The 15,731-nt window shown below is 57.4% G+C and carries 16 protein-coding genes; 3 read left to right on the forward strand and 13 right to left on the reverse strand.

Annotation, left to right across the window (positions count from 1 at the left end; all coding sequences use genetic code 11):
• Nucleotides 1-73: 73 nt before the first annotated feature.
• The 4 genes from RZS32_RS00840 to RZS32_RS00855 all read right to left on the reverse strand — a co-directional run bounded on the left by RZS32_RS00840 (nucleotide 74) and on the right by RZS32_RS00855 (nucleotide 3,322).
• Nucleotides 74-1,303 (reverse strand): acyl-CoA dehydrogenase family protein, encoded by a 1,230-nt coding sequence (locus RZS32_RS00840; RefSeq protein ID WP_317055153.1) that lies wholly within the window; start codon nucleotides 1,301-1,303, stop codon nucleotides 74-76.
• Between the two features lie 267 nt (nucleotides 1,304-1,570).
• Nucleotides 1,571-2,023 carry a CAP domain-containing protein gene (locus RZS32_RS00845; RefSeq protein WP_317055154.1) on the reverse strand — a complete coding sequence of 151 codons (453 nt, stop codon included), beginning with the start codon at nucleotides 2,021-2,023 and terminating at the stop codon, nucleotides 1,571-1,573.
• 76 nt (nucleotides 2,024-2,099) lie between these two features.
• Nucleotides 2,100-2,894: an inositol monophosphatase family protein gene (locus RZS32_RS00850; protein ID WP_317055155.1), complete on the reverse strand. Its 795-nt coding sequence runs from the start codon at nucleotides 2,892-2,894 to the stop codon at nucleotides 2,100-2,102.
• A 56-nt stretch (nucleotides 2,895-2,950) separates the two neighbouring features.
• Nucleotides 2,951-3,322, reverse strand: coding sequence for a helix-turn-helix domain-containing protein (locus RZS32_RS00855; RefSeq protein WP_317055156.1), 372 nt, complete (start codon nucleotides 3,320-3,322; stop codon nucleotides 2,951-2,953).
• Nucleotides 3,323-3,625: 303 nt separating this feature from the next.
• Here RZS32_RS00855 and RZS32_RS00860 point away from each other — a divergent pair, with 303 nt between their 5' ends.
• Nucleotides 3,626-4,594, forward strand: coding sequence for an NADPH:quinone oxidoreductase family protein (locus tag RZS32_RS00860; protein ID WP_317055157.1), 969 nt, complete (start codon nucleotides 3,626-3,628; stop codon nucleotides 4,592-4,594).
• Nucleotides 4,595-4,600: 6 nt separating this feature from the next.
• Here RZS32_RS00860 and RZS32_RS00865 read toward each other — a convergent pair whose 3' ends face one another.
• Entirely contained in the window at nucleotides 4,601-5,473 is an 873-nt protein-coding gene (locus RZS32_RS00865) for a LysR family transcriptional regulator (protein WP_317057825.1), read from the reverse strand.
• A 126-nt stretch (nucleotides 5,474-5,599) separates the two neighbouring features.
• Here RZS32_RS00865 and RZS32_RS00870 point away from each other — a divergent pair, with 126 nt between their 5' ends.
• Both RZS32_RS00870 and RZS32_RS00875 read left to right on the forward strand, forming a co-directional pair.
• The gene (locus RZS32_RS00870) at nucleotides 5,600-5,794 is read left to right on the forward strand and encodes a DUF1127 domain-containing protein (RefSeq protein ID WP_317055158.1); all 195 of its coding nucleotides are present in this window, start codon (nucleotides 5,600-5,602) and stop codon (nucleotides 5,792-5,794) included.
• A 238-nt stretch (nucleotides 5,795-6,032) separates the two neighbouring features.
• Nucleotides 6,033-6,752: a Bax inhibitor-1/YccA family protein gene (locus RZS32_RS00875; protein WP_317055159.1), complete on the forward strand. Its 720-nt coding sequence runs from the start codon at nucleotides 6,033-6,035 to the stop codon at nucleotides 6,750-6,752.
• Nucleotides 6,753-6,830: 78 nt separating this feature from the next.
• Here the strand turns inward: RZS32_RS00875 and RZS32_RS00880 are convergent, their stop codons facing one another.
• The 8 genes from RZS32_RS00880 to RZS32_RS00915 all read right to left on the reverse strand — a co-directional run bounded on the left by RZS32_RS00880 (nucleotide 6,831) and on the right by RZS32_RS00915 (nucleotide 15,730).
• Nucleotides 6,831-7,448, reverse strand: a complete 618-nt coding sequence (locus RZS32_RS00880; RefSeq protein WP_317055160.1) for a hypothetical protein — start codon at nucleotides 7,446-7,448, stop codon at nucleotides 6,831-6,833.
• Between the two features lie 149 nt (nucleotides 7,449-7,597).
• Entirely contained in the window at nucleotides 7,598-8,158 is a 561-nt protein-coding gene (locus tag RZS32_RS00885; RefSeq protein ID WP_317055161.1) for a hypothetical protein, read from the reverse strand.
• 184 nt (nucleotides 8,159-8,342) lie between these two features.
• Entirely contained in the window at nucleotides 8,343-8,510 is a 168-nt protein-coding gene (gene rpmG / locus RZS32_RS00890; protein WP_012179442.1) for a 50S ribosomal protein L33, read from the reverse strand.
• Nucleotides 8,511-8,613: 103 nt separating this feature from the next.
• Nucleotides 8,614-9,222: a cell wall hydrolase gene (locus RZS32_RS00895; protein ID WP_317055162.1), complete on the reverse strand. Its 609-nt coding sequence runs from the start codon at nucleotides 9,220-9,222 to the stop codon at nucleotides 8,614-8,616.
• A gap of 169 nt (nucleotides 9,223-9,391) precedes the next feature.
• Nucleotides 9,392-11,932 carry a pyruvate, phosphate dikinase gene (gene ppdK / locus RZS32_RS00900; protein ID WP_422395928.1) on the reverse strand — a complete coding sequence of 847 codons (2,541 nt, stop codon included), beginning with the start codon at nucleotides 11,930-11,932 and terminating at the stop codon, nucleotides 9,392-9,394.
• Nucleotides 11,933-12,021: 89 nt separating this feature from the next.
• Nucleotides 12,022-14,271, reverse strand: coding sequence for a glycine--tRNA ligase subunit beta (glyS, locus tag RZS32_RS00905; RefSeq protein WP_317055163.1), 2,250 nt, complete (start codon nucleotides 14,269-14,271; stop codon nucleotides 12,022-12,024).
• Nucleotides 14,272-14,274: 3 nt separating this feature from the next.
• Entirely contained in the window at nucleotides 14,275-14,799 is a 525-nt protein-coding gene (locus RZS32_RS00910; RefSeq protein ID WP_317055164.1) for a DUF6446 family protein, read from the reverse strand.
• 1 nt (nucleotide 14,800) lies between these two features.
• Nucleotides 14,801-15,730 (reverse strand): glycine--tRNA ligase subunit alpha, encoded by a 930-nt coding sequence (locus RZS32_RS00915; protein ID WP_317055165.1) that lies wholly within the window; start codon nucleotides 15,728-15,730, stop codon nucleotides 14,801-14,803.
• Nucleotide 15,731 lies beyond the last annotated feature (1 nt).

The following is a 15,731-nucleotide window of genomic DNA, read 5'->3' on the forward strand; positions in this document are numbered from 1 at the left end:
CGAGAGACTATGATTGCACCAAGCATACTGGTTTCTTTCTTGTAAAAAATACCCAAAAACCAGACAGTTATTGTTAAAACTTCGCTTGAGAATATTTGCGCAACTCTGCCCGCGCCACCTGCCTGCGATGCACCGCATCGGGCCCATCGGCCAGCCGCAGCGTGCGCAGGTGGGTCCACATGGCCGCCAGCTCGGTGTCTTGTGAAATGCCCTGCGCGCCGAACATCTGCACCGCCTCATCAACGACCTTCAAGGCCATGCGTGGCGCCACAACCTTGATCTGATGAATCCAGGGCGCAGCGGCACGGGCATCGCCCTGATCCATCATCCAGGCCGCCTTGAGGCACAAAAGCCGCGCCTGCTCAATTTCCATCCGCGCCTCGGCCAGAATGTCGAAATTTGCGCCAAGCTGCACCAAAGGCTTGCCAAAGGCTTCCCGCTCCAGCGACCGGCGGCACATAAGTTCCAGCGCGGCCTCGGCCTGACCAATGGCACGCATGCAATGGTGGATGCGCCCCGGTCCAAGCCGCCCTTGGGCAATCTCAAACCCGCGTCCCTCCCCCAAAAGCAGGTTTTCTGCGGGCACACGTACATTCGTAAATCGAATATGCATATGCCCATGCGGCGCATCATCGGCGCCATAGACCTGCATCGGGCGCAGTTTTTCGATGCCCGGCGCATCTGAGGGAACCACAATCATCGAATGGCGTTGGTGCTTTGGCGCGTCCTCACCGCCCGTGCACACCATGACAATGTAAACCGCACAGCGCGGGTCCCCTGCCCCCGTGGCCCACCACTTTTCGCCATTCAGCACATAGTCACCACCATCCCGCACACAGGACATGGCAATGTTGGTGGCATCTGAACTGGCCACATCCGGTTCCGTCATCAGGTAGGCGGATCGGATCTCCCCCTCCAGCAGCGGCTCCAACCAACGGGATTTCATGTCACCCGTGCCGTATTTGACGAAAACCTCCATGTTCCCGGTATCCGGCGCGTTGCAGTTGAAAACTTCTGCGCCCAAAGGAGTTTTTCCCATTTCTTCGGCAAAATAGGCGTATTCCACCGTGCTCAGATCCATGCCGCGGTCATGATCGGTCAGCCAGAAATTCCACAATCCCGCCGCCTTGGCGCGCGCCTTCAGCCCTTCCAGAATTTCCGCCTGCCGGGGTGTGAAAGCCCAGCGGTCGCCTTTTTCAATCTCGGCGTGATACTCTGCATTCAGCGGCGTGATCTCGTCACGCACCATGTCGCGCACCGCGGCCAGCTTTTGCTCTGCCTCTGGCCTCATTCCAAGCTGCATGTCACCCCCCATGGCATTTAACCTAACCCTGATCTGGCACAGCCGGTCGCGCACAGCAATGCGCAAAGCGCGTCAACCTTTGTGGCCCCCTGCCGTGAATTGGTCTTGCGCAAACCCTGTTCTGCCCCAATTCCGGACACAAACTCGGCGTAGAACCGCCGATGTGTGTTGCGGCCGCCTTTTGAGTACGGAGTGTGTGACGTGTGTGGGCGGTCGAGACACACAGTTTTCCAGAAGCAGTTCTACAGAGCTAACATGTCTGACCCGTCAGCAACCGGCTCTGCCTAAGACCATCACCCATATATTGCCAGGTCCTTGCACCAGTGCGAATTCGCGCGCCTCACGGCTAAGCATGTTGCGTCTGTGTCCCTTGGACCCTGCCCAGCTTTGCAAGACAGCCCCCAGATCGCGTTGCCCCTTGGCGATATTCTCGGCCACGAAGCAATACCCATATCCCTGACGGTGCACACGATCGGCCACCGAGCTTCCGTCAGACCCCTGATGGCTGAAGAACCCTTTGCGCGCCATGTCGCGTGCGTGGGCGGCGGCGGCCTTTGTCAGTTGAGGTGACGTTCCAAGGGCCGGAGCATTTTTTTGCGCGCGGTAGTCATTGAGCCAGGCGCGGGCCGAACCACTGGCATCACGAAGCTCTTGGGCGGTCAGAGGTGTCGCGACCAGAGCCATGGCGAGCGCACAGATGGTTAGAAATCGGAGTCCCATGGCATTGATCCTATGCAAGGACCAAACCGATCGCCACCACGGCTGAGCCAACTCGCGAGATTGTGCTCACTGCCACTCAAACAAAGTCCGACAGAATGCCCAGCGCCGCCTTGTGCTGCATCCGCCCGGCAGCGGCAACGACCTGTCCGCCGTGATGCGCCGGTCCGCCGCGCCAATCCGTGACAACACCGCCTGCGGCCTCGATCACCGCAATGGGCGCTTGTATGTCATAGGCGTTTAGGCCGGCTTCAATCACCAGATCCACTTGCCCTGAGGCGAGAAGCGCATAGGCATAGCAATCCATCCCATAGCGTGCGAATTGCACACGATCAGCAACCGCGCGAAAGGCTTCGCCTTCGGTCTTACTGCCAACTTCAGGAAAGGTGGTGAAGAGGTTTGCCTCTCCGAGCGGACGGTTGCCGCAGGTCGCGAGTGATCTACGTCCATGAGGCCCTGACATCTCGGCCCGTCCCAGCCCGCCTTCGAAACGCTCGCCGATATAGGGCTGATCGATAAGGCCGTAGAACGGCCCGTTCTCGTCCGAGATCGCGATCAGGACGCCCCAGGTCGGCGTGCCGGTCAAAAATCCGCGCGTTCCATCAATCGGGTCCAGCACCCAGGTCAGTCCGGTGCGCCCGCCTGTGGCCCCGAATTCCTCCCCCAAAATGGCATCATCGGGCCGGCGCTCCGCCAGCACTTTGCGCATCGCCTCTTCGGCCGCGCGGTCTGCGCGGGTCACAGGATCGAAAGGTTTAGAGGAAGCGGCCTTATTCTCGGCCTGAAGGTTCTTGGTGCGAAACCAAGGTAAAGTGGCGTCACGCGCCGCATCTGCCAGCGCGTGCGCTGTTTCGACGATATCTGACTGGTCCATCCCAGAGCCCTCATGCCGCCCCTAGGCGGCATGACTAGACCGGACTGGCGTTTGGCTCAAGCCACGTCGCTCAGGACACGAGCAAGATCAAACAGGCGACGGCGTTGGTTTTCCGGGATCGAGTAGTAGGACCGGACCAAATCCAGTGCTTCCTTGTCTCCCAAAAGATCCGCTGGCGCTGCATCCGTGGACTGCTTTTTCTCAGAGGCTCGTTCGAGCCCTTCGAAAAAGAAACTCACGTCCACATCCATGGATCCGGCAATATCCCAAAGGCGTGATGCGCTCACTCTATTGGCACCGGTTTCGTACTTCTGAATCTGCTGGAATTTTATTCCGACACTTTCAGCAAGTTGTTGCTGCGTCATCCCGACAAGCCATCTGCGATGACGTATCCGTTTACCGACATGCACATCTACGGGGTGCGGCATGGGCAATCCTTTCACAATGTTAACGCGACTATTCTATAGCTTATTGCAGCCTATAGCGCACATTTCGTTTATATGCACGGCGCATCCCAGCCGCGCAGGGGAAAATTACCATCAATAAGTCAAAAGACAAGATGCTCTGCTATACGAAAGCGAGATTTTAATTGGTATCTCACAATTTATACGAGTATAGACCACGATTTGAGATTCCGCAATAGTTGAGCCAAAAAGACGGTCTTGCATCACCTGACGATTTTCGCCAACCAGAGGTGAGTTTTTTCCCAACCTAACGAAGGACTGTTGCAGATGCGTGCTTTTCGACTTTCAGCCTCGAATGCAACACCTGCCCTTGTTGTATGTGACCCGCCCACCCCAAAGGCTGATGAAATTCTGGTACGGATTGGGGCGTGTGGTCTCAACTTCGCCGATCTTTTGATGGTCAAAGGTGAGTATCAGGACACGCCCGAACTGCCCTTTACCTTGGGCATGGAAGTGGCCGGTACGATTGAGGCCTTGGGCGCTGATGTGACGGATTTCGCTCTTGGGGACCGAGTGGCGGTCTTTGGCGGTCAAGGGGGTTTGGCGGAATTCGGCGCTTTTCCGGCCAATCGGGCTGTCAAATTGCCGGACACAATGCCTTTCACCGATGCCGCCGCGTTCCAGATTGCCTATGGCACCAGCCACGTGGCGCTGGATCATAAGGCTCACCTACAGGCCGGAGAAACGCTCTTGGTGCTGGGGGCCGCTGGGGGCGTGGGCCTGACGGCGGTCGAAATCGGCAAGCTCATGGGGGCCACGGTCATTGCCTGCGCGCGTGGCGCGGACAAGCTGGACGTGGCCAAGGCCGCCGGGGCCGATCATCTGATTGACGCCAAAACGGAAGATATCCGAGAGGCCTGTCGCGCTTTGGGCGGTGTCGATGTCGTTTATGACCCGGTCGGCGGAGATCAGTTCAAAGCCGCCTTTCGCGCCTGCAAGCCCGAGGCGCGCCTGTTGGCCATTGGATTTGCAAGCGGAGATGTTCCGCAAATCCCGGCCAATCACCTTCTGGTTAAAAACCTTTCTGTGCTTGGGCTCTACTGGGGGGGCTACCTTGCCTTCAAACCTCAGGTCATCACCGACAGCTTGGCGCAGCTTCTGGCCTGGTATGAGGCAGGACAGCTCACGCCCCACATCAGCCATACCCTGCCGCTGGACGAGGCCGCGCAGGGGCTGGAGCTTTTACGCAGTCGGAAATCAACCGGCAAGGTGGTGATCACGATGGATCAGGATTGATCCGCGTCAGGCTTGGCGCAGCAACGCAGGCGGCGTGGCGCAATAGCCCTGACGCAGCAGATCGGCCAATTTGGTGGCAATTTCGTCCCGACCGGACGCGCCATACATGTTGATGCGCTGAATGCCCAAATCGGGCAACTGCCCAGGCGCATTGATCGCCTCCTGATGTGGCGGAATGCTTGATTCCAAAAGCGCCCCCACCGCCAGATCCGCGCTGATCAGGGCCTCAACCGAGCGGTCCTCATCCGACTCGATGGCCAGTTCCCAAGGGATGCCCATGGCGTCCAGACGGCGCAGGACAATCGGGCGGAAAATGCAGAAGCGGCAAAAGCCAAGGCGCAGGGGGCGTTTGCGCCACGCCTGCCCGCCCATCGCACCCACCCATTTCAGAGGCATTTCGGCCAGGGTCTCACCACCGGGCGCAAGCTGTTCCTCAGTGGTGAGGATAAGGTCAACCTCACCGCGCTTCAGCGCTTCGTGCAGTTTCACTGTGCTGGAGGATTTCAGCGCCACATTGACCCTTGGAAAAACGCTATTGAATGTCTTCAGCACGCGCGGGATCACGGGGTAAACAATGTCGTGGGGAACGCCCAGTGTCAGTTCACCCTCGAAAATCTCATCGGCCAGACGTCCCACCGCCTCGTCATTGAGGTCCACAATGCGACGTGCGTAGGTCAAAAGCTGTTCACCCGACGCGGTCAGAGCAATGCGCCGGTTTGAGCGGTCCATAAGCTCAATGCCCAACATCTCTTCCAGACGTTTTAGCTGCATCGACACCGCGGATTGCGTGAGGTTCAGCACCTGGGCCGCGCGTGTGACGCCGCCCTGTTCTGCCACGGTCATGAAGGACCGGAGCGTGGTCATGTCCAGATTTCTCATCACATCACAATCCTTGATGATAATTGTATCAAACATTCATTTTGAATATCATACCGTCTATGCCAGATATATCAACAGAAAAGATGCAACCAGAAAACGTATCACTAAAATTGAAAGGATATACCCATGCTGACCGTATCCACCCGCCGCACACATGCAAACGCCACGGCACGCCGTGCCTCGCTTGCTGATATGTTCGCCGTCTACCGTGAGCGCCGCGCATTGTCGCGCCTCGATGACCGCGCGCTGAGCGACATTGGTCTGACACGCGAAGAAGCGGAATTTGAAGTAAACCGCCCGATCTGGGACGTGGCGCGCTAAAGAATGCAGCGTCGGATCCAAGACATCAAAACAAAGCGAAACGCGTGAAATCATGAATTTTTCACGCGTTTTGCTCCATGTTACAGCGTCGGTTCGTCGCAAAGCGCTGTAAAAGACGCTATCAGAGTATTTCTGTCAATTTTTCGCCCCAGAATTGCTTGAAAAGCCCTTCAACCTTACCGATATTAGAACCAAGGTCCGTGATGGACTTTGTTTGGGACACTTATCGGAGGCTTTAATGGCTGAATTCGAAACGATCCGGACGTCAACTGGCGCGCGTACGGCTGAGATCGACGAAGGTCTACGCGCCCATATGAACAAGGTCTACGCGACCATGTCGATCGGCATGGTGCTGACCTTTGCGGCGGCCTGGGCGGTTGGCAACAACGCGGCGCTGATGAACACTTTGTTCACTGGGTTTACCCGTTACATCGTAATGTTTGCACCGCTGGTCATGGTTTTCGCCTTTAGCGCCATGATCAACAAACTGTCTGCAGCTGCGGCGCAACTGTTCTTCTACACCTTCGCGGCGGTGATGGGTGTGTCGATCTCGTATATCTTCGTGATCTTCACAGACTTCTCGATTGCACAGGTCTTTCTGATCACGGCGATTGCATTCGCGGGTCTGTCCCTGTGGGGCTACACCACGAAGAAAGATATCTCCGGCTGGGGTAGCTTTCTGATCATGGGTGTGATCGGCCTGATTGTGGCGTCGATTGTGAACCTCTTCATTCTGTCAAGCGCAGTGATGTTCGCCATCTCGGTGATCGGCGTGCTGATCTTTGCGGGCCTTACCGCATACGACACACAGCAGATCAAGAACACGTATCTCGCTCATGCGCATAGTGGCGACAGTGAGTGGCTTGGCAAAGCGGCCATCATGGGCGCGCTGAACCTCTATCTCGACTTCATCAACATGTTCATCTTCTTGCTGCAACTGTTGGGCAATCGCGAGTAAGCGAACTGCGACAGTCAAATTTAAAGGCCGGTCTTATTGGACCGGCCTTTTTCTTTGTGCGACCTGAGGTATATTGCGTCAGGATCTTGCAGAAAAACAATGGTTCTCGTTCACCGTCATTCGATGCACTTTTCTCGCCTTGTCACCCATAACGGCACGCACGCCTGCAGCACCGCGCTGTTTATGGCGGTGGATATACATGAAGCGTGCGAATAGGCACACAAAAGGCGTGAGCAGTCCCGCGTCGATTTCCAGATAGTCTGTCCAAACAGAGCCAGTGCGGGATGGTTTGACGTCGACGCGGTGCTTCCACGAGCGGACATCCCGGTTGCCTTCCTTGGTGATCAAGACCCGGTCAACGGGGTTCACACAGTCTATCCGGATATTGTAGTTCGCATACCGAAACAGCTTAAGTATGCGGATATCGGTAGTGTAGGTTTTGCCTTGTTCCATGCGACTGGCGGGCAGATTTTTATACGACGCGATACGTCGCGTGACATGCATCACATCGGCGAAGCTACTGGCGCGGGCGAAGAGCGCGTCCGGATCTTCGCGGTAATGCGCCTTGACGAGAAGGTTAACAGGCTCACCTGGTAGTCTGTTTTCGACCTGGCCAGACCCTATCAATTCCCGCCGCAAATTCGGAAATATGAAGTACCCAATCTGAGGTGCATACTTTTTAATCAGCCCACTCATAACTCACTTCCAAACACAACGGGTCTTTGGAAGACACTTGCGAGAGAATTGGGCTGAATTCGGGCTGAATCCGGCTATTTTTCCACTAATTTTACAATGTTTGAAAACAAACTGTTTTCAAAGCACTAGGGGGTAGCGTGGATGTTGGATCAAACTGAGCCAGGGTTTTGCCGGAAAGACATAAAGTGTCGCCGCCAATCCTTGACCTTCCGCAGCCCCAAAAGACTTAGAACAGCGCCAAGCAACAACGCCAATGGCGCCGGTAACGGTACGGGCGCCGGAGCTGTGATCGTGTATTCACCCGCGCTTGTGACTGTGCCGGGAATACCGCCTTCCAGCGGAAAGATCGCATAGAGCGGCGGAACAACACCGGGATCAACCGAATCTTCAAGCGACAGAATGCAGGACAAGGCCGCACAGCCCGGTCCCGCCACAGAATTCAGGATGGAAGCTTCTGTGGAGCCGTTGCCACGAATGTCATTGTCCACTGCATTATAGACTGGGGCGGAGACACCCATGCCAAGAGTGTCAAACGTGACCCCGCCCAAGGTGATGTTAAAGCTCGACAGCAACCCGCCCACTTCGGGTGCATCAAACATGCCTGTGACACCGGCAATTTCGATGTCAAAGGTGACTGTGGCGGCATGTGCTGTTGGTGCAAGGGCGAAAGCAGCTGCAAAACACGCAGCTTTTGTGGCTGAATTGAACATATCAAAATCCTAAAAAAAACTAAGCTAATGTCGAAAATGTCTCACAGCTTCCTAGTTCGGTCAAATGCACTTGCATGAACACCAAGAATGAACGCAGGCAGAGCGACATCCCGAAATACCGGCCACAACAAAAAAAGCCGCGCCTTTCGGGCACGGCCTTTCCAAAACTCAACAAAGGCTGATCTTATTTGATCTTGCCTTCTTTATATTCAACATGCTTGCGCGCGACCGGGTCGTATTTGCGCACAACCATCTTCTCGGTCATGGTACGGGCGTTTTTCTTGGTGACATAGAAATGCCCCGTATCCGCGGTCGAGTTCAGGCGGATCTTGATCGTGGTCGGCTTCGCCATTTTGTCTCTCCTGCAGCAGGGCGATGGACACCCCGCGAAATGCGTCATGAAGCCTGCCTTTTAACGGTGGCGGGCTTCGTGTCAACCGGATTCTAGCGGCGGATCAGTTCGACGTAACGCGCGTTGGCATGCGGTAGAAATGATGAACACCGATGGTCGTGGTGCGCGGGAATTTCCGCGCCCAGCGCGGATTTACCGCTTTGGTGTGGTAATGCGTCGCCCCATCCGTCAAATCACGCGGCGCGCCGTTCTGCATCATGACCTGCGCCACCTTGCCAACACGCTTGTATGTCTTGGGCTCATTGATGACCTCTTTGTAGCCATCACAGGTGTAGGTGAACTGGCACTGATACTTGCGTCCTGTGCCCTGGTTTACGACACCACAGATCGTATCCGGAAAAGTCGCGCTGTCCACGCGGTTCAGGATCACCTCGGCCACGGCGAACTGACCTTTGACGCTTTCACCGCGCGCCTCGAAATAGATCGCCTCGGCGAGACATTCCCATTCGGCATCGCCGCCCTTGAACGTTTGATCCTCGATCCAATCCTTGGTGTAGGAAATGTCAGTTCTAAATTCATCCACGTTCACAACAATCGAGCTCGGGATTGAGCTCAGCACACGGTGGTTGTGCGCAGAGAAATTGCCTGCATCCGGTTCGGCATATCCAGCCGTACCAAATGCCATCAGCGCAAGCGCCGTCAGCTTTTTCATCTTAGCCCCCAGGTCTTTCCAGGCCGCAATTCGGCCTTATTTCACGGCGCATATAGGAAAAATAAGGCTTTCGGTCTAGTCCGGCCTCGGCACATTTCCGCCACAAAGTAATAAATGGAAGGCTATTGACCTCAGATCTTGGCAAATCTGGCGCCTGGCGACGTATTGTCTACGTAACCCTGTCTTTTACCGCCAACTGTGCGGCAGCAAGTCGCGCCACCGGAACCCGGAAAGGTGAGCATGAAACGTAGTCAAACCCCGCATTTCGGCAAAATGCGATTGATTCGGGGTTGCCGCCGTGCTCGCCACAAATGGACAGAGTCAACTCTGGCGCGGCCTCTCTGCCCCGTTTGGCCCCAATCTCAAGGAGCTCGCCAACCCCGTCCACATCCAGCACGTGAAACGGGTCTTCGGGATAGACACCCTGCTGCACATAGGCCGACATGAAGCGCCCGGCGTCATCGCGGCTCAGGCCATAGGTCATCTGTGTGAGGTCATTGGTTCCAAAGCTGAGGAATGAAACGTGCTGCGCAATCTCATGGGCGCGCAACGCCGCGCGTGGTGTCTCCACCATCACACCCAGTCGGTAGGTGAACTCGCTGCCCGTTTCGGTGCGCACAGCCGCGGCCACGGCATCCACGCTTTTCTTGACCAGCTCGACCTCGCGCATGGCAGAGACCAGCGGGATCATGATTTCAGGCACCACCGCCTCACCGTCATGGCTGGCCTCGACCGTGGCCTCAAAAATCGCCCGCGCCTGCATTTCGTAGATTTCAGGAACGGCGATGCCCAGGCGCACGCCGCGCATGCCCAGCATGGGGTTGTATTCGTCAAGCGCCTCGACCCGCTCTGTGACGTCTGCCACGGGCAAATCCAGCGCCTCGGCCAGCTCGCGAATGCCGTCGCGGTCTGAGGGCAGGTATTCATGAAGCGGCGGATCAAAGAGACGAATGCAGACCGGGCGCCCCTGCATGATGCGGAAAAGATCGGTGAAATCGGCGCGCTGCATGGGCAAAAGCACTTCGAGCGCTGAGGCGCGGTCTTCGCTTGAGTCCGCAAAAATCATCTCGCGAATGGCAATCAGGCGGCTGGGATCCACGAACATATGTTCAGTCCGGCACAGGCCAATGCCCTGCGCCTTGAAGTTTTGCGCCACAAGCGCGTCTTCGGGCGTGTCGGCATTGGCCCGCACTTCGATGTCACGGGTGGTATCCGCCCACTCCATCAATGTCCTGAAACTGTCATCACGCGCGGCCTCCAGCATGGGGGGCTCACCGGCGAGCACCTCGCCACTGCTGCCATCGATGGTGATCATGTCACCGGCCTTGAACATCCGACCGTCTGGAAACACAAGCCGCTTGCGCTTGGTCTGGAACGTGATGTCGTTGGCCCCGACCACACAAGGTTTGCCAATGCCCCGACCAATCACGGCGGCATGGCTGGTGATCCCGCCGCGCTCTGTCAGCACACCAGCAGCGGCATGCATGCCACGAATGTCTTCTGGGCTGGTCTCGCGGCGCACCAGAATTGTCGCCTCGCCTTGTGCATCAGCGGCCTGCGCATCAGCGGCGGTAAAGACAATCTTGCCAGAGGCAGCGCCAGGGCTTGCGCCAATGCCGCGCGCCAGCTCATCACGCGGCGCTTCGGGGTCAATCTGGCGGTGCAAAAGTTCATTCAAGGCGCGCGGCTCGATCCGCATGAGCGCCTCTTCGCGGCTGATGATGCCATCCTCGGCCAGCGCCACGGCAATGGACACTGCCGCACGTGCACTGCGCGCGACGCGCACGCCATCAAGGAGGTACACCTTGCCGTCCTCTATGGTGAACTCCGACTGCATCTCTTCGCGCAGCTTTTCGCGCATGAGCTTGGTGTAGGTCTTGAGATCGGCAAATGCTTCTGGTGCCATCTCCTGAAGCGACGGGCCACGGTCATCTTTTTGCAGGAAAACCGCATCTTTCTCTTGGTTGAGCGCCTCACGTCCCTGGCTCTGGCTCAGATAGCGGCCCGTGCATTGCCGCGCGCCGGTGTCCGAGTTGACCAACTGCATCACACCTGAACCGCTCACGCCCGTGCCAAGCCCCAGCGCCATTTCCTGCACCACAAGGCCAAGTCCCGCATCCGCAGGCGCGCCCTTGGCCTGCCGCAAAAGCCGTGCTGTCGTGCCCTGCCAGGCCCGTGCCATGGATTTGAGCACTTCCAGAAGCTGCGCGCCGGTATCTTGTGGAAACGCCTCTTCGATGTCTTCTTCATAGGCGGCCAACGCCTCGCCCAAGGCCTCAACCGGGTCGTCCGAAAGGTCGTCAAAAAGATCGGGATCGACCCGCGCAACATGAACCGAATAAGATTGCACGAAGCGCAGATAAAGATCCGCAGCGGCGGCTTTACCCAATCGATCAGACAACTCGACATAGCGCGCGTCATTCATGCCGATGTTCAGAATTGCGCCCGGCCCGCCCCAATCAGGGTCTTCCGATGAGGGCCGCACACACAGCACCGCCGAGTCGCCGAATGGCTGAAGAAGGGCTGACATGTCAGGGGTTTCGCCCGCCGCAATCGCGTTCACCGCGTCAAAAGACAGCGCCACGGTCCTCGGCACGGGCAGCTCCAGCCGCACAAGGCGTTGCAGGCATTTTGCCCGTCCGCCATGGGTGCTGGCCGCCATGGGCGCACCCGGCGTGATCAGAGTGATATTCGGGTCGTTTTGCTGCACTGCGGCGTTTCCTTCTCGCACGCAGCATAACTATGCTGATTTAATAGGCAAGAGGTGTCAGGCGGAATAGACAGAGTGTCTCTGTCCGCCTAGCCCTCAAGCTTGCGCAGGTCTGCGGCTTGTAGGCAAATCTCTCGGATTTTATGAAGCAGATTCAACCGATTGCGGCGCAGAATTTCATTGTCCGAGTTGATCTGCACCGCCTCGAAAAACGCATCAATCGGCCCGCGCAGATCGGCCATGGCGGCCATGGCAGTGGTGAAATCTTCTTCTTTGCTGGCTTTGGCGATCTTCGCATCTGCCGCATCGAGGGCGGCAAAGAGGGCTTTTTCGGTCTCGTCCTCGGCGAATTTCGGGTCCGCGCCAAAGGAATACTCCACGCCATCCTTTTCCTCGGCCTGGGTGAGAAGGTTGTCGGCACGTTTGAACCCCTGAACGAGGTTTTCACCGTCTTCGGTGGACAGAACCGCCTGCAAGGCCCGGGCGCGTTTCACCAGAAGGGCCAGATCATCATTACCCTCCATCGCGATACAGGCGTCGATCACGTCATGACGGATGCCTTCGTCGCGCAAGAACACTTTGAGACGGTCGTGGAAGAAGGCGAGGAGGTCAGAGCCAGGATGAACGATTTCGTTGAAGTTTAAATTAAGCGCGAAAAAGGGTTTGGATGTGCCTTTGAGTTTACGTTCCTCAATTATTGCACTACGCAGTTCTTCAAGTTCTGGGGCGCTGAGTCCAAGAAACGAAGCCGCTGTCTTTTCCTGTTCATGGAAATCCTGTTGTATTTCGAAGGACAGCTTTGATTCATATGGACTGTAACAATACAGCAAAATATCCAATAAGCTGGCCCTTAGATCATTTTCGATCAAAAGCCGTATTACTCCAAGTGCGGCACGTCGTAGAGCAAATGGATCCTTCGACCCGGTGGGTTTTTCACTAACCCACCAAAACCCTGCCAACGTATCGAGCTTATCGGCCAAAGCCACAGTGACCGACACAGGCGCAGTCGGCACGGCATCAGACGGCCCCAGCGGCGAGTAATGTTCTTCACAGGCGGCAGCAACCTCAGCGGACAGACCCGCTGCTTCGCTGTAATACCGCCCCATAAGCCCTTGAAGTTCAGGGAATTCGTAGACCATTTCAGAGCTGAGATCGGCCTTGGCCACGCGCGCCGCCTGCTCTGCCGCATCAGCATCCACGCCGGTCACATCGGCCAACTCCCGCGCTAGCATGGCAATCCGCTCAATCCGCTCCGCCTGAGACCCCAGCTTGTTGTGGAAGGTCACGGATTTCAGGCTCTCCAGCCAAGGTTGCATTTGATCGCCCTTAGCAACGCGCAGGTCATTCTCCCAAAAGAACTTCGCATCCGACAGCCGCGCGGACAGCACCTTTTGATTGCCCGCCAGAATGGTCGCCCCGTGATCCGCCGTCTCGCGATTGGCCACGGTGATGAAGCGCTCGATCCGCCCAGTCTTGGGGTTCTTCACAGAAAAGAACTTCTGATGCTCTTTCATCGACGTCTGCAGCACCTCGGGCGGCAGGTCGAGGAACTCTGCGTCAATCTCACCCATCAGCACCACCGGCCATTCCACAAGGCCCGCGACCTCGTGCAGCAGCCCCTCGTCCTTGACCACCTCAAGCCCGGCGGCAAAGGCCTGATTGGTGGCGTCCTGCCAGATGGCGCGCGCGCGTTCCTCGGGGTCCAGCACCACATAAGCGCGCTTGAGCTTGGCGGTGTAATCCTCGAAAGACGTTACAGAAAATATATCTGGCGCCATGAACCGATGGCCGCGTGTGGTGTCGCCCGAGGCGATGCCGTCCACATCCAAACCCACCACCTGCGCCTCGCCCGCATCATCCGTCAGAATACACAGAATGCTGTGCAAAGGCCGCACCCAGCGCAAGGACCCTGCCCCCCAGCGCATGGATTTAGGCCATGGAAAGTTGCGGATCGTATCCTCTAGCACTTCGGCAATGATTTGCGCCGCAGGACGACCCGGCTTGGTGATCTTGGCGAAGTAAACCTGGCCCTTTTTCTCGTCACGGATTTCCAGATCGTCTTTGGTCAGCCCTGCGCCGCGCAGGAATCCTTCAATGGCCTTTTCCGGCGCATCAACGCGCGGGCCTTTGCGTTCTTCGCTCAAGGTGGGGCTTTCAGCCGTCAGCCCCTCAACCGTCAGCGTCAGCCGCCGCGGTGTCGCAAACCCCGCCGCCGAGGCATAGGTCAGCCCCGCCTCGACCATCCCGTCGGTCATACGTTTCTTCAGGTCGTCCGCCGCCCGCGCCTGCATACGCGCCGGGATTTCCTCGGAGAAGAGTTCGATCAGAAGATCAGGCATCGGTCAGTATCCTTGCGGCGGTTCGGGGCAGCCTTCGGGCGCGCGATTGCCGTCAAAGACAACCTCGCCGCAGGCATTGATCTGTTGCCAGGCATAGCCACGGCCATCGTCGGTCACAACCACCACGCGGTCGATGCCATATTGGATGTTTTCCTGCCCCAGAAAGGCCAGTGCGCTGCCATCCTCCAGCGCGCCGCCGATGGCTTCGGCATCGAAACACTCAAACCAGCCCGGCGCGGTCAACGGCTCGGCGTCTTCGTAAATCTGGTAGGTTTCGGTCAGGGTGGCGAGGCTCATCTCGGTTGTAAAACAAGCGCGGTAGCGAATGGGAGAGCTTGTGGCGTCAATCGCTTGAAAACCCTGGTAAAGAATGGGTTCTGGGGCGGCCTCAGCAAGGCGCGTCAACTGGACATCATCGGTGCCGGTTGGTGTCACTTCTTCGTAGAAATGATAAACCTGCAGATAATACATCGCCGCGCCCGCAATAAGCGCGCAGAGCAAGATGGCGATGCCCAAAACCTTTCCCATCTCAGGCCGCCGCCCCGCCGGCTTCGGTCTGCACAAAGGCGTCGGCGCATTGCTTGGCCAGAGCGCGGACCCGGCCGATATAGGCCTGCCGTTCAGTCACAGAGATCACGCCGCGCGCATCGAGCAGGTTGAAGATATGGCTGGCCTTGATGCATTGGTCATAGGCGGGATGCGCCATAATGATCCTGTGCCCCGTCTTGGGGTCTTCGGCGGGCTGGCTCAGGATGGCCTCGCATTCGGCTTCGGCCTCTTCAAAGTGACGCAAGAGCACCTCGGTGTTGGCCACATCGAAATTCCAGCGCGAGAATTCCTGTTCGGTCTGGCGGAAGACATCGCCATATGTAAGCGCGATGGGTGCGTCAGGATCGTTGAACGGCATGTCCATGACGTGATCGACGCCCAGCACATACATCGCCAGACGTTCGAGACCATAGGTCAGTTCGCCGGAAACAGGTTGGCAGTCATGCCCGCCGACCTGCTGGAAATAGGTGAACTGACTGACTTCCATGCCGTCGCACCAGACCTCCCAGCCCAGACCCCAGGCGCCTAGAGTGGGGCTTTCCCAGTCATCCTCGACAAAACGGATGTCGTGCAGCGCCATATCGATGCCGATGGCCTCAAGACTGCCGAGGTAGAGCGCTTGCAAATCGGGCGGGCTGGGTTTGATCAGCACCTGATACTGGTAGTAGTGCTGCAACCGGTTGGGGTTTTCTCCATAACGCCCATCGGTGGGACGGCGCGAAGGCTGCACATAAGCCGCGGCCCAAGGCTGGCTGCCCAGTGATCGCAATGTCGTTGCCGGGTGAAATGTGCCCGCCCCCACTTCCATGTCATAGGGTTGCAGTACTGCACAGCCCTTTGTGGCCCAATAGGATTGCAGCCGCAGGATGACCTCCTGAAACGAGCGTGGTTTGCTGGGAGCGTTGGCCATA

Origin of the sequence: Roseovarius sp. W115, assembly GCF_032842945.2 — a bacterium.
Taxonomy (GTDB): domain Bacteria; phylum Pseudomonadota; class Alphaproteobacteria; order Rhodobacterales; family Rhodobacteraceae; genus Roseovarius; species Roseovarius rhodophyticola.

What these genes read in the sequence shown, in the direction of transcription:
- RZS32_RS00840 (WP_317055153.1), bottom strand. Translation starts at nt 1,303, where the DNA reads ATGCAGCTTGGAATGAGGCCAGAGGCAGAGCAAAAGCTGGCCGCGGTG.
- RZS32_RS00845 (WP_317055154.1), bottom strand. Translation starts at nt 2,023, where the DNA reads ATGGGACTCCGATTTCTAACCATCTGTGCGCTCGCCATGGCTCTGGTC.
- RZS32_RS00850 (WP_317055155.1), bottom strand. Translation starts at nt 2,894, where the DNA reads ATGGACCAGTCAGATATCGTCGAAACAGCGCACGCGCTGGCAGATGCG.
- RZS32_RS00855 (WP_317055156.1), bottom strand. Translation starts at nt 3,322, where the DNA reads ATGCCGCACCCCGTAGATGTGCATGTCGGTAAACGGATACGTCATCGC.
- RZS32_RS00860 (WP_317055157.1), top strand. Translation starts at nt 3,626, where the DNA reads ATGCGTGCTTTTCGACTTTCAGCCTCGAATGCAACACCTGCCCTTGTT.
- RZS32_RS00865 (WP_317057825.1), bottom strand. Translation starts at nt 5,473, where the DNA reads ATGAGAAATCTGGACATGACCACGCTCCGGTCCTTCATGACCGTGGCA.
- RZS32_RS00870 (WP_317055158.1), top strand. Translation starts at nt 5,600, where the DNA reads ATGCTGACCGTATCCACCCGCCGCACACATGCAAACGCCACGGCACGC.
- RZS32_RS00875 (WP_317055159.1), top strand. Translation starts at nt 6,033, where the DNA reads ATGGCTGAATTCGAAACGATCCGGACGTCAACTGGCGCGCGTACGGCT.
- RZS32_RS00880 (WP_317055160.1), bottom strand. Translation starts at nt 7,448, where the DNA reads ATGAGTGGGCTGATTAAAAAGTATGCACCTCAGATTGGGTACTTCATA.
- RZS32_RS00885 (WP_317055161.1), bottom strand. Translation starts at nt 8,158, where the DNA reads ATGTTCAATTCAGCCACAAAAGCTGCGTGTTTTGCAGCTGCTTTCGCC.
- rpmG (WP_012179442.1), bottom strand. Translation starts at nt 8,510, where the DNA reads ATGGCGAAGCCGACCACGATCAAGATCCGCCTGAACTCGACCGCGGAT.
- RZS32_RS00895 (WP_317055162.1), bottom strand. Translation starts at nt 9,222, where the DNA reads ATGAAAAAGCTGACGGCGCTTGCGCTGATGGCATTTGGTACGGCTGGA.
- glyS (WP_317055163.1), bottom strand. Translation starts at nt 14,271, where the DNA reads ATGCCTGATCTTCTGATCGAACTCTTCTCCGAGGAAATCCCGGCGCGT.
- RZS32_RS00910 (WP_317055164.1), bottom strand. Translation starts at nt 14,799, where the DNA reads ATGGGAAAGGTTTTGGGCATCGCCATCTTGCTCTGCGCGCTTATTGCG.
- RZS32_RS00915 (WP_317055165.1), bottom strand. Translation starts at nt 15,730, where the DNA reads ATGGCCAACGCTCCCAGCAAACCACGCTCGTTTCAGGAGGTCATCCTG.